At 47.9% G+C, this 12,332-nt stretch carries 11 protein-coding genes; 2 read left to right on the top strand and 9 right to left on the bottom strand.

Annotated elements, in window-relative coordinates:
• Positions 1-38: 38 nt before the first annotated feature.
• Entirely contained in the window at positions 39-488 is a 450-nt protein-coding gene (locus DVH26_RS18840) for a GyrI-like domain-containing protein (protein WP_239624045.1), read from the bottom strand.
• 288 nt (positions 489-776) lie between these two features.
• On the opposite strand from DVH26_RS18840, the gene DVH26_RS18835 reads away from it, so the two are divergent.
• Positions 777-1,103, top strand: a complete 327-nt coding sequence (locus tag DVH26_RS18835) for a hypothetical protein (protein ID WP_239624042.1) — start codon at positions 777-779, stop codon at positions 1,101-1,103.
• A 129-nt stretch (positions 1,104-1,232) separates the two neighbouring features.
• Here the strand turns inward: DVH26_RS18835 and DVH26_RS18830 are convergent, their stop codons facing one another.
• On the bottom strand, positions 1,233-2,549 hold the full coding sequence (locus tag DVH26_RS18830; RefSeq protein WP_239624039.1) for an ABC transporter substrate-binding protein: 1,317 nt from the start codon (positions 2,547-2,549) through the stop codon (positions 1,233-1,235).
• 101 nt (positions 2,550-2,650) lie between these two features.
• Complete coding sequence (locus tag DVH26_RS18825; protein WP_239624036.1) at positions 2,651-4,939, bottom strand: hypothetical protein; 2,289 nt, start codon at positions 4,937-4,939, stop codon at positions 2,651-2,653.
• A gap of 180 nt (positions 4,940-5,119) precedes the next feature.
• On the opposite strand from DVH26_RS18825, the gene DVH26_RS18820 reads away from it, so the two are divergent.
• Positions 5,120-5,911 carry an AraC family transcriptional regulator gene (locus DVH26_RS18820; RefSeq protein WP_239624034.1) on the top strand — a complete coding sequence of 264 codons (792 nt, stop codon included), beginning with the start codon at positions 5,120-5,122 and terminating at the stop codon, positions 5,909-5,911.
• Positions 5,912-5,989: 78 nt separating this feature from the next.
• Here DVH26_RS18820 and DVH26_RS18815 read toward each other — a convergent pair whose 3' ends face one another.
• The 6 genes from DVH26_RS18815 to DVH26_RS18790 form a co-directional block, all read right to left on the bottom strand.
• Entirely contained in the window at positions 5,990-6,823 is an 834-nt protein-coding gene (locus tag DVH26_RS18815; RefSeq protein ID WP_239624032.1) for a carbohydrate ABC transporter permease, read from the bottom strand.
• Positions 6,820-7,773 carry a carbohydrate ABC transporter permease gene (locus DVH26_RS18810; RefSeq protein WP_239624030.1) on the bottom strand — a complete coding sequence of 318 codons (954 nt, stop codon included), beginning with the start codon at positions 7,771-7,773 and terminating at the stop codon, positions 6,820-6,822. The genes DVH26_RS18815 and DVH26_RS18810 overlap by 4 nt, the downstream gene beginning before the upstream one ends.
• Positions 7,774-7,796: 23 nt before the next feature.
• Positions 7,797-9,119 carry an ABC transporter substrate-binding protein gene (locus tag DVH26_RS18805; protein WP_239624028.1) on the bottom strand — a complete coding sequence of 441 codons (1,323 nt, stop codon included), beginning with the start codon at positions 9,117-9,119 and terminating at the stop codon, positions 7,797-7,799.
• A gap of 108 nt (positions 9,120-9,227) precedes the next feature.
• Positions 9,228-10,409 carry a Gfo/Idh/MocA family protein gene (locus DVH26_RS18800; RefSeq protein ID WP_239624025.1) on the bottom strand — a complete coding sequence of 394 codons (1,182 nt, stop codon included), beginning with the start codon at positions 10,407-10,409 and terminating at the stop codon, positions 9,228-9,230.
• Between the two features lie 33 nt (positions 10,410-10,442).
• Entirely contained in the window at positions 10,443-11,264 is an 822-nt protein-coding gene (locus DVH26_RS18795; RefSeq protein ID WP_239624023.1) for a sugar phosphate isomerase/epimerase family protein, read from the bottom strand.
• Positions 11,265-11,384: 120 nt separating this feature from the next.
• A complete protein-coding gene (locus DVH26_RS18790) occupies positions 11,385-12,224 on the bottom strand; it encodes a helix-turn-helix transcriptional regulator (protein ID WP_239624021.1) in 840 nt (279 codons plus the stop codon).
• Positions 12,225-12,332: the final 108 nt, after the last annotated feature.

The following is a 12,332-nucleotide window of genomic DNA, read 5'->3' as shown; positions in this document are numbered from 1 at the left end:
GTCCCCCTTTCCTTTGCACCAGCTGCACTATTAAGAATTCAGGCGCTCCCTTCTGTTTTGGTTGGAATATACCATTCTATAGCTCCAGCTGCTTGAAGCTCGGGGGTAATCATCTCAAATCTCGGCTTATCCAAATCAATTCGATATTTTAATTGATTCTCTTTGGTACAAACCGTCTCCCAAAACGCGCCAATCCATGCTTTCTCAAATCGGAAGACCGCATAATGGTCCTCTGGAATCGTGACAATCAACATATCCGCCGGTACATCGTTCATCGTGGTTGCTTCAATGCCGACAAAAGGCTTAAGCCCCGGCATAATAACCAAGTAAGGTTTACCTTGATTTCTCAGCTCAATACGAGTTAATGTATCTTCCAACCTCTCAAAAAGCTCATGCTGATCCTCCAGCCGCTCACCTTGATATCCAACGAGAGTAACAGCGCGATTGCTATCCGTTCTTACTTGTGAAAAAGTCTCCAAGCTGCTCATAGGCAGTGTAACCTCCATATCCCTTAGTTAATGTATGCGACCTCAACATATGGTATTTTTATCCAGATACTTCACCATCATAATAGATTATGCCTATTTTGTATACGTTTTCCCGTATTAGAGAGTTAGATGCTGTCCTTATTCTCGCCTTCGGTAACGGTAACGAGTTATTTTTACCCTTACCAAATATACTAATCTTTGAAAAAAATGGTTACTTACTAGAGTGCAAATATACAAGCATGATATGGAGGATTTGAATCTAATAGTAATGTAGGAGGAGGTGAGGTTATGAAAAAAGTAAAAATCGCAAGCAAAGGAAAATTAGTTCGGTTGTCCAAAGTACGCATTAAACAAAATCTCGGAGACGGATTTCTCCGTACGGTATTTGCAACTCAAACCATTGATCCGAATGAATTCCTTACTATTGATTTGACTGCCGCAGAAGGCAGAGTTGTGGTCAACGCCGGTTGGTCGATCACCGGTGGTAATAACCCTGCATACGCTACCAACAGCTTCCCGTTAAGTACTACGGTATGGCGGCTGATTCTCCGCAATCCAACAAATAATCAGAGAACAGTAACACCTTATTTAATAACGAAATTAGCTCCTGCGTAAAGAAACGTTGAATCAAAGGGTCGATCACATCGACCCTTTTTTTATGTTACTGGGTAACGTAAAAAGACCTTTTAAGGAAAAACAGCAGCCTCCTGCCCTCAAGCAGTCAGCTGCAATCATAACCTGCATTTACTTTACCTTCAGAGACTCGATCGTTTTGGCGGCCTCTTCTTCCGAGGTTCTTAGAAGCGTGTTTACATCCATCTGTCCTAAGGAAAATGGAACAAGCTTCTTCCCGTAAGCAGAGGATACGGCACTGTCGTATATCGTTTGGACAGCGATAGGAGCAAAGGAAGAATACAACGCGGATTTCACGTTCTTATCCTTGAATTTGGCATCTTGCGCAAAAGCGCCGATCACGGAACTGCTTTGGATCACAGGCAGCGTTCCGCTTCGGGCAACAGCCAGCTGGAACTCGTCGGACACGAGATATTTAATCATATCCATCGCCTGATCCTGATGCTTGCTAATGCTGCTAACCCCGAAATACGTAGGGTAGGACTGCGGATTCGCATTGGGTGCATCTTTAAACACCGGGTAACGTACGACATCCCAATTCACCTCTGACATGTCCTGGGTCATATGCATGTTAGCCAGCGCTGCTACCATGGCGGTATCTTTCTTTTTAACAAAATTCGTCACACCGGGAATACCTTGAAGCTCTTGAATTTTCTCTTTGTAGCCGGAAGCTTCGGCCATCTTCGAATAGATCTCGAAAAGCGTCTTCCACTTATCGTTATAGATGGTCGGCATCAATGTATTAGGATCCATTTTGGATAAGGAAAGCGGATTAATGTCAAAGAAATGGCTCTGAGATATTCCAAGCCCGACATATTGTATTCCTCCGTCCACTCGGGTCAGCTGCTTATTCAAGTCCAGCACTTGATCCCATGTCATACCGTCGGTAGGATAGGCCAACCCGAATTTGTCGAATAAGTCTTTGTTATAGTAAAGGGAGAGGGTATTGTTAACGACGGGCAGCGCATACAATTTGCCTCCCGAGATGGTTCTCATCGCATCGAGCATCGTCGGTTCCATCCGGCTCGTATCTACATTGTGCTTCTTGATAAGCTCGGTCATATCATACTGAATATTGTATTGAAGGATGCTTGGGAACTTCGCAACGGATTCCCATATCATGTCGATAGGCTGACCGGCCGTAATGAGGTCTTGATAGCCAGCTCCATTGGTGCTCTGAATGTACTTGATCTGGTGCTGAGGGAATTTGGCCCGCAGGGCATCCCCGAATTTCTCGTTAAAAGCCTCCGGGGTCCACCCGCTGCTCGAATAGATCACAAGCTCCGCCGGTTCCATCTGCTGCAGCTGACTTGCTGCCGCCGGTTCGCCAGCTTGTTGGTCGGCGTTAGGCTGCCCGGTGCATGCTGTCATCGCTCCGGCCAGCAGTGCCACAATAAACGCTGCATGGGGGTGTTTCATCTTTACCATCGTGCATCCTCCTTATTAATCTCAATGTAAACGCATCCACAATTCTTCCAAAAGAATCAGCACCGTTTCCGGCACTGATTTCTTTTACAGCTGGAATTAAGCTAAGATTGGACCCTTAAGAGCTGAGCCGTTCCCGGCGTAATCATGAGCTCGACGCTCCCCTTTCCCTCGCTTGGATAAACCTCGCCAGTTACAACATTCACAAGGGCTGGCCCTTGAATTGCAGCACATTCGGTTACCGACCCTATATTAGCCACAAGAATGTAAGTGTACCCGTCTGCTCCCGTCACGCTTACCGTGCGCAGATTCCCTGTCGGCCCGTGTAACCACTCACTGCGCTCTAAGGCCAACCGACGGGTTTCGGAGCTGTCGTCAACATGGATTACGAAGCCTGCGTCAACAATGATTTCACCGGGTATCACAGAGAGAAGGCCTTGCTCGAACGGTCCACAAAGCTCATCGGCATGAAGCATTCCTTCGACGCCTACCGTATTCCATTTTTCTTTTAACCCGATCTGCCTTCTCCCGGGATGATAGATCGTCAGCTCCTTGGCGCCGTATATCGCCGCGGCTCCAAGGCGGTTATCCGCATTGATCCAGAGCGAATCCGTTCGTACCGCCTCAGCAGCCGAATCTCTTCGCAGGGTTCGTTCCCCCTTTTCGTAGAAATAGGTTCGCTGGTCCCCGTTGAACAAATCGTTCGGAACAACAAGATGCAGTCCCTTCACTTCATGCAAGTGCACGCTTCGTTCAAGAGCGGAGGTATATTGCAATACGATCACATGCTGATCGTCAGGTAGCGCTGCACAGACGATTCGGCTTCTTGCCAAATCGTGGTCTTTTTGACCTTCGGCGAGCAAGCCCGACGTATGAATAAGCGTGCTGCCCCAAGTTAGAAAACCGCCTTGAAAAACCGCGCCGTCATGCGATTCCAGTCTCTGCTCCGTCAGCTTGCCCAGTCCTTTCAGCTGCACAGCCAAATTCTCTTTCCACTCTGCCATATCGCTTGCATCGTTCGGCAGACAAAGCCCCTGAGGCTTCTCGGCTGCTTCCCAGACCCAGGAAGCCGTTCTTCGCTGCCCCCTATGAACATAAGCGCCGTGATAGCCGTCGTGCCATGATTCGCCGTAGGCATTACGGATTACGATGGCTCCCGAATCCGTCTTCGTGCTACCTGCTGAGAGGTCGGCACTCTCCAATCCCCAAGCTTTGCCGGGCTTCGCCGAAGCAGCAATTGGTTTCCAAGCCAGCCCCATCGACAGCGCAGCCGCCCGGTCCGACTCGAGCCGGGTGTAGTACAGCGGAGAGCTCTGGCTTAATCCTCGGCATCGCGCAGAGAGAAACGTGCCGTCACCGCTTGCATCCATTTCCAGCTGAACCTGCTCCAGCCAGCCTCGCTCGAAGCGTTCGCAATCCTGATCGCCCAGCACATCAGCAATCATCAGCCAAGCCGGGATAACATAGTCCTGGCAATACGTATAGCGGACACGAGTATCGCCGCCGATCCGAAGCAGCCTGCCATCGGAGAACGTACACAGCTTGACGACCTTCCACAGCTCTTCCATATGTCTGTAGAGCGCCTCGGGCGCGCGGGTCCCCTGACGTCGGTACATGAAGTGAAGCATCGCCATATTGGATAAGCAAATGACCATGTAACCGACATTGAGATAGCCGTGATGATTGAGTGCCAAGGAATCGAAGAAATTGGCGCCGATAAACCAATCGGAGGCAGGCTTGCCATGAAGTATCGTAGAATCCGTCGCATCAGCCGGGACGGAAATGGAATTCATCAAAAACTGCAAGCCCTTCTCCCGGTATCGTTCAGCTCTGCTGCAGTCAGGGAACATCTCCGTTGTTCGTAATAGCAAGGCGCCGTTCCATAGATTGCTCTCCGGCTTGTTATTCCCGTCTTTATTGTACAGCCCCCCGACGATCTCATAGTGGTCCAATAACCAGTCGCACTCGGAGATCAGCACTCGGCGCAGCAGCTGTCGATCATGCTCGGTCAGCAGCCCTTCCAATGCTTCCACTCCATGCATCATTCTCTCCAGTCCGAGTACGCTGATCCAGGTATGTCCCCATCGAGTATTGTCCGTGCAGCGGTAAGATCCTTCCCAATGAGTTTCTAAGGAAAAACGCAGCAGCTTCAGCGCCATGCTCTGGGCTGTCTCCCTCGTTATCCCTGCGGTTCCCTCATCAAACCTGGGATCCATGGCAGCGGTCGACCAGGCGGCAAAGGCCTTCTGATTCGTTTGCACCCCCCATCCATTGTCTCCAGTCCCGTAATACAGCAGCTCGGAGCGGTCATGACATTCTTTTATATAAGGACTAGCCCCGTGAATCCATCTCTGAAGTAAATTCATATACATCTTCGTATCGGCTGCAACCATTGTCCCTGCTCCCCCATCCTTTCGAATTAGAAACTTGCTCTCGCTTCTTACCCTCATCCTACCAACGTTGGCTCCCAGGCACCATGCATGATATTTTCCTTTTCTTGTACGATATTTGGGTTTATACTCTTGGTATGAAACAGGGTAAGAAAGCATCCGGATCAGAAGGAGTGCTTTATTATGCAAATGATCAATACCGTCTATTTCCAATATGCGGATAAGCAATGGGTAGGTCACGGCCCTCTAACCAAGCCCTACCATCTGTTCATGTTTGTCGATAAAGGCTCTTGCGCCTACCGTATCGCCGGTGAACGTTATGTGCTGGAGAAGGGAGATATCCTGTTCATCCCGGAGGGGATGGAACGCGTCGGAGAAGCCGTCACGGAGCATGCGCATTCCAAATATTCCGCTCATTGGATCGGCGACGGACTACTTCGCCATTTTCCGCAATTCGAGCAATCCGCTTCCAAGTTCCAGGCCTCTTCGTTATATTCCTATTTACAACGGGCATTTACCCAGATGCACCAGCTTTGGCTCAAAAAAGACCCCTATTACGCTCCTCAGTGCGAAGGCATGCTGCTTGAGGTTATGGCGAGAGTCCATCAGGAGCAGGTAGCGGATCACTACTCCGGCAAACAGCTTCGTGTTGTCCGCCAAGTGAGAGATTATATACTCCAATATTATCAAGAGCCGTTGTCCATTGAGGAATTAGCCCACTTGACCAAACGCAGCGCCTCCCATTTAATTACCAGCTTCAAGAAGCATTACGGACTGGCTCCTATGGAATATATGCATCGGATTCGGATACAGAAAGCGCAGGAGCTGCTTCTGGAGACCGACTTCGGTATGGAGACCATAGCCGTCGAATTGGGCTACTGCGATGCTCCTTACTTCAATCGAATGTTTAAAAAGCTGACCGGCGTCTCCCCTGCCATGTACCGCAAGCAAAATACCAGCGTCCCGCTGAAATGAGAAAAACCTGATTCCTCATCTTGAAGGAATCAGGTTTTTCGGGGTTGTCAGAAGCTGCAATCATGGATTTCCGGTTTCCTACCCCTTAAGCCCCGAGGTGGCTATCCCCTCTACGAAATAGCGCTGGGCTGCAAAAAATAATAGCACTTGAGGGATAATCGATAAAAGCGACATGGCCAATACCTGTCCCCAGGAAACCGCGGATTGAGTGTCTATGAACATCCGTAAAGCAAGAGGAACCGTGAATTTATCGACCGAATTCAAATAAATGAGCGGTCCGAAATAATCCTCCCAATGCCAAAGAAACGAAAAGATCATGACGGTAATTAAAGCAGGCTTCATCAAAGGCATAATTATGCGCCAATAAATTCCAAACCAGGTACAGCCGTCTATTTTGGCCGATTCATCCAACTCACCTGGGATACCCCTTATGAATTGAATCAGCAGGAAGATGAAGAAGGCTCCCCCCATCGCGCTGGGTACGATAAATGGCAGATAGGTGTTAATCCAATTGAATTTATGAAACATAGCGTATTGCGGAATTAAGGTTACCTGACTGGGCAGCATGATCGTCAGAAGAAGAAGTGAAAACCACAGCTTTTTGAGCGGAAAATTCAGTCTTCCGAAGCCAAATGCAACCAAGCTGCTGGAAATAACCGTTAAAATGGTCGTCGAAAGAGTCAATTCCAAGCTGTTGATGTAAAAGTAAGTAAAGGTATACTTGGGCAGCGCTACCCAGCCGTCTGAGAAGTTATTCCATTGCAAGATGCTGGGAAATATCGCAGGCGAACTAAGCTCTGTGTTGGATTTGAACGATGCACCGATCCACCAGAGCACCGGATAAAACATGATCGCGCTAAATAGCAGCAGCAGGATGTGGGTGAGCAGCTTGCTCGAGATTAACGTCCTCATCGATTCCCTCCCGGCTCATTCTCGTAGAACACCCAGTACTTGGAGGCAAGGAAATTGATTGCGGTGGCTACGGCAACAATGACCAGCAGTATCCATGCTAACGCGGACGCATAGCCCATATGAAGCGTAGCGAAAGCCTTCTGGTACAAGTACAAAGCGTACATTTCCGTAGAATTAAGAGGCCCGCCGTTCGTCACAATAAATGCTGCAGTAAAGGACTGGAACGAATTAATGACGCCCATAATCAGATTGAAGAAGATGACGGGTGACAATAGAGGAAGCGTCACGGTAAAGAACTGCCGGAGCTTGGACGCTCCATCCACGGATGATGCTTCATAGAGTTCACTTGGAATTTGCTTCAGCCCCGCCAAAAAAATGATCATCGCAGATCCGAACTGCCAGACGCTTAAAGCGACTAGTGTTCCTAATGCGGTTCCCGGTGTTCCGATCCAGTTTTTGGCGTCGATACCGAACAGCGGAACAATGTGATTGATGAAGCCGTTAATGCCGAATATATTTTTCCATAACACGGCTACTGCAACACTGCCCCCGATTAGAGAAGGCAAGTAAATGATGGTTCGGTAGAAGCCGATGCCCCTCATTTTCTTATTGAGCAGCATAGCAACGAGTAGTGCAAAGATGAGCCTGGCGGGAACGGAGGTTACTACGAAAGTAAATGTAACCTTCAACGAATTGTAGAAGAAGCGATCCTCATATATCTCCTTGAAGTTTTGCATCCCAATCCACCTCGGCGGACTGAGAAGTGAAAAATCCGTAAACGTGTAGTAGAATGACTGAATCATTGGCCAAACGGTTAATATAGCAAAACCAATCAGCCATGGAGATATGAACAAGTAACCTGCCAAAGGCGAATACGTATGATTATGTAATTTGACTTTCTTGACATTATCAGTAGGCTTGCTAACGGCCATCACAGATTCTTGTTTCATGCTATCACCCCGTTCTGCTGAGGTTATTTCTCGTATTTCTTGCCGGCCTTCACCAGCTCGTCATAAGCTTGCTCCGGCGTAATCTTCTCAAACATTAACCGTTCCCTTATATCCTTCTCATCTTTAGCGAAATCCGTCCAGCCTGGTGCACCCGGATTGAATACTTGCGAGTTCACCGCCGTTTTATTAATCATCTCTACCGTCAGCTTGTCTCCAAGGTTAAATTTCGGCTGCAGAAGAGAAACAATTTTGTTCGTAATCGGAACGCCACGTGTTGTGCCCCCGATTTCTCCTGCTTCAGCATCGTTAATGAACCAATCTATAAATTTCTTCGATTCCTCTTTATACGCAGAGTCCTGACTGATACTGAAGTAAAAAGTGGCTTTCAGCCATCCGCCTCCTTGTGCTGCTTTAGGCATCGCCGCCACGCCAATCGCACCTGGCTTCAATGCGTCGTACGCGGATACCTGTGCAGCATGCAGACCTTTAAACAATAAATTGCCGTTAATAAGCATATCCGCGGTCGGATCCAGGTCCTTATCGGCTAGCTGCACATCCGGTGGCGGCACGACGCCGGCTTTTCTTAATTGAGCAAATTTTTTCGTCCATTCGAGCCAGGTTTCTTTGTCATAATTAAACTTACCGTCAACGGTAACGGGCCAGCCTTTCCCTTTGCTCAGCTGGAACGCTGCATATTGAGTTGTATCGGTTGTGCCGTCCTTAATTACGTACTGTCCCTTACCGAGCTTCGGCTTGATCTCTTCTACAAGCTTGAAGAAATCATCCCACGTATAGCCGTCCTTCGGTGCAGCAACTCCCAGCTTCTCCAGCGCGGCTTTATCATAGATCATGCCCCATGCGTTGTTGCCTAGAGGTACAGCAGTCAATTTGCCTTGATACTTGCCAGTATCCACTAAGGTAGGATCAATGTCCTTGATGTTGATACCGGAGGACAAGTCCGCCAGCTGACCTCTTCCGTTCCAGTCGGCGAGCCAAGCGGCATCCATTTGAATGATATCCGGAGCGTTTTTGGCGGCAGCCTGTGTCGTCAGCTTATCCAGATAACCGTCAAAGCCTTGGTACTGCGTTTCAAATGTGACATTGGGATTCTTTTTGGTATAAAGATCCAATATTTTCAGCGTAGCATCATGTCTTGCCTGTGATCCCCACCACATGATACGCAGCTTTACAGGCTTGCCTCCGACAGCTGCTCCCGCTCCTGTTCCGGCCGAATTGGCAGAGGGTTGAGCTTCTTCCTTCACCCCGAGGGAACTGCAGCCTGCAGTGGAAATAGCTAGCAGCAATGATGCAATGACTACGGATGTTTTGTTTAACACGTTGTGCATTGGCATTACCTCCCTTATTCTAAAACGCTTACAAACCAAGTAGTCATTCAGCTGCTGCGTTGATATAGAATCAGATACACAGCAGCCGGCTTACTATCAGGCACTCGGTTATTTAGAGAACGATTGTTTCATATCTTCTTCTATCGCTATAGACGCCGCTTTGCGGAACTTCGAGGTCGATATTAATTGCTCCAGAAGCTCTTCATATTGATCCGAGTCAAACGGTACCTCCACCATTTGCTTTGTGAAGGAAGAAAGCATAATGCCATTGGCGATAGTAACCGAATGAATTCCCTCTGTCCCCTCAGCAATCAATTCCCCATTTCCTGTGAGAATCTTATTGACGAACTTCTCTGTCACAACCTTATGTCCCGACGGAACATCCGTATCCACTACGATCTCGGTCTCCTCACACTCTACATTCTTGAAGCCTTGCGCAGTTTCTTTCAAATGCTGGAGCATGGAAGTTTGATTGAGGAACAGCTGCAGCTTATCCTTTTCGAACACGAGCCGGCCGTTCTCTCCCACGATTTCCAGACGATTGACTCCCGGGGACTCAGCCGTGGTCACTATAAAATGACCGATCATGCCACTCTCGTGCTCGAAGTAGGCGGTTACCTCATCCTCTACTTCGATATTGTGATATTTACCGATATGAGCATGTCCGCTGATCTTAGCCGGTACTCCAAACACCCATTGGTAGAAATCAAGGTTGTGAGGACATTGGTTCGTCAAAATGCCGCCGCCTTCTCCAGCCCAGGTTGCACGCCAGTCACCGCTATCGTAATAAGCCTGTGAACGGAACCAGGCTGTATTTATCCACGTTGCTCTAGTCAGCTGTCCCAGCTTACCGCTATCCACTACTTCTTTGATTTTCTTGTAAAAAGGTAGCGTTCGTTCCTGGAACATCATACCGAATACCAGCTCCGGGTACTGCTGCTTCGCTTTGGCATACGCCTCAATGGTTCTCTTCGCATCATTCACGTGAACCGCCAACGGCTTCTCGCAAAGCACATGGATGCCGCATTCGAAAGCATCGATAGCGATGGTTGGATGGCTATAATGCGGTACCGCAATAATTACCGCTTCCAAGCCCGAACGCTCAAATAATTCCGAATGATTGTAATAGGCTGTGGTCCCGCACTCTGCTGCCACCCGGTCTGCTTTCTCACCTATGAGGTCACACACGCCCACCAATTCAATCTGTTCTATCGCTTGGATATTTCGGATATGGGTTTTCCCGATATTCCCCAGACCAACCAAGCCTAATTTTAACTTTGGAGTATTCATCTGCCGTCCCTCCTTATTTATGAGACAATATCATTAGGACCAAGCCAAGCCTTCCCTTTGCAGCAGCTTTTTCAAAGCTTGGGCAGCAATTTTAAAACGCTCCGGCCCGCTATGATCCGGGAACGCTTTGTGTAAATGCGGTTCGATGGACAGAAATCCCGAAAACTCCCGTTCCTTCAGTGCCTTCACGAACGAGGGGAACTCTCCGTCCCCCTCTCCTGCCGGGACAAACATCCGTGCTTGCCTGTCGGCATCTTTAATATGCACATACTCAAGGTAAGGAGACAGCAGCGGGTAAGCCTCACACATCGGCATGATCTCGTTCATTACGAAGTTCCCCGGATCGAAGGCCAATCGCAGGTTGGAAGAACCGCAATGCTGCAATATGTCCAAACAACGTTCATCCGTATTGCCATAAACCCCGCTTTCGTTTTCCAAAAGCAGAGTAACTCCTTCCTGCTCTGCCCGTTCAGCAAGCTGCTTCATGCGGGAGAGTACTTCATCCCGGTAGTTCTCATGCGACTCATTGGCTGGAATAAAATAAGAGAACACCCGGATATAACGCGTGCCCAGCTTCTTAGCGATAGCTAAAGCATGCTGTATTTTCTCGAGCTCCTTATCAAACGGCTCTTGTATCGGGTATTTTCCAATCGGGGAACCAATGGACGATACGCCAATCCCTTTCTCCTCGAGCGTAGCTTTCAATTGGGCTAATTCTTCTACCGTTAAATCCATTACGTTCTTACCATAGACGCCCCGCAGCTCTAAATGTGAAATTCCTTCGGCTGCTAGAACGTCCAGCTGTTCTTCCAATTGTCCAGAGATTTCATCTGCAAACCCTGTTAATACTAGCAAATAGCTTCACCTCTCCATTTTTTCGTAAGCGTTTTCAACCAGCGTTGATATTACATAGTTTAACAGGAGATGAAGCCCTTAAGTTACTTTCCCATTGACCAAGTAAGATATGAAACTGTTCTATAATTGACTTTTTAATAAGCGACGGTATTGATCTGGTGTCTTACCTTCCCATTGCTTGAATACTTTGCTGAAATGGGAATGATTTTTAAACCCAATGCTGTAGCAAACATCGGTCACGGATTTTTCCGGCTCCAGCAAGAATAAGATTTTAGCCTGATTAATTCTTCTCTTATAAATATAGTGAAACATCGTCATCCCCGTAGTCTCGCGAAAAATACGCACTAAATAATACTTATTGATGTGCAAAAACTCTTCCAATTGATCGAGACAAATATCCGTCATATAGTTCTTTTCAATATAGGTCAATGCATTCTGTACGTGCTGCTCCTTCTCTGACGGGAATTTAACTTCCTCATCCCCCGACTTCATCAGCACTTGGCAGATGAAAAATAACATCTCCAGACAGACCACGCGGAACCGCTCATGAGAGACGGCATCCGTTGCCCGGTATAGACGGTTCATTTTGTGCAGAAGGTCTTCAAATTCAGCCCGGTCTGCGTCATTGAGCTGTACTTTATAGTTACCGAGTCTCTCGAACGGCTCCAATGGATTGATGGAGAACACATGCTCGGAGGCTGCGCGAAAATAACCCGGATCAAAATTAAGCAGTGTTCGGACATAAGGATGCCCGTCGAAGCTCTTAGGCATATGCAGCGTCAAACCATGCATGACGATAAGCGTTCCCGGCATCAGCACGTGAATTTTATCACCAATTAAATAGTTTCCTTTTCCCTCATGAAAATAAAAAATTTCATAGTTATCATGAGACTGAAAATGACCTTCTGGAACCGGAACGTCTTTTAAATACTCGTATTGCAGTAAATACATTCGTTCCATACTTACCCCCTCCGGGTTCAACAAATAATGGTCCCCTATCCAAAATGCCTAACTCTCACAATTATACATCAAAGCGTTAACGATGTAGGAAGCGAACCCAAAGAAGAC

The sequence above is a fragment of the Paenibacillus sp. H1-7 genome, assembly GCF_022354825.1.
GTDB lineage: Bacteria > Bacillota > Bacilli > Paenibacillales > NBRC-103111 > Paenibacillus_S.
The sequence above is the reverse complement of the archived record's forward strand: the minus strand, read 5'-3'. Positions and strand labels throughout refer to the sequence as shown.

Excerpts from the sequence above, each read along its gene's own strand:
- DVH26_RS18820 (WP_239624034.1), top strand. The coding sequence starts at position 5,120 with ATGCAAATGATCAATACCGTCTATTTCCAATATGCGGATAAGCAATGG.
- DVH26_RS18835 (WP_239624042.1), top strand. The coding sequence starts at position 777 with ATGAAAAAAGTAAAAATCGCAAGCAAAGGAAAATTAGTTCGGTTGTCC.
- DVH26_RS18840 (WP_239624045.1), bottom strand. The coding sequence starts at position 488 with ATGAGCAGCTTGGAGACTTTTTCACAAGTAAGAACGGATAGCAATCGC.
- DVH26_RS18805 (WP_239624028.1), bottom strand. The coding sequence starts at position 9,119 with ATGCACAACGTGTTAAACAAAACATCCGTAGTCATTGCATCATTGCTG.
- DVH26_RS18825 (WP_239624036.1), bottom strand. The coding sequence starts at position 4,939 with ATGGTTGCAGCCGATACGAAGATGTATATGAATTTACTTCAGAGATGG.
- DVH26_RS18815 (WP_239624032.1), bottom strand. The coding sequence starts at position 6,823 with ATGAGGACGTTAATCTCGAGCAAGCTGCTCACCCACATCCTGCTGCTG.
- DVH26_RS18830 (WP_239624039.1), bottom strand. The coding sequence starts at position 2,549 with ATGGTAAAGATGAAACACCCCCATGCAGCGTTTATTGTGGCACTGCTG.
- DVH26_RS18790 (WP_239624021.1), bottom strand. The coding sequence starts at position 12,224 with ATGGAACGAATGTATTTACTGCAATACGAGTATTTAAAAGACGTTCCG.
- DVH26_RS18800 (WP_239624025.1), bottom strand. The coding sequence starts at position 10,409 with ATGAATACTCCAAAGTTAAAATTAGGCTTGGTTGGTCTGGGGAATATC.
- DVH26_RS18810 (WP_239624030.1), bottom strand. The coding sequence starts at position 7,773 with ATGAAACAAGAATCTGTGATGGCCGTTAGCAAGCCTACTGATAATGTC.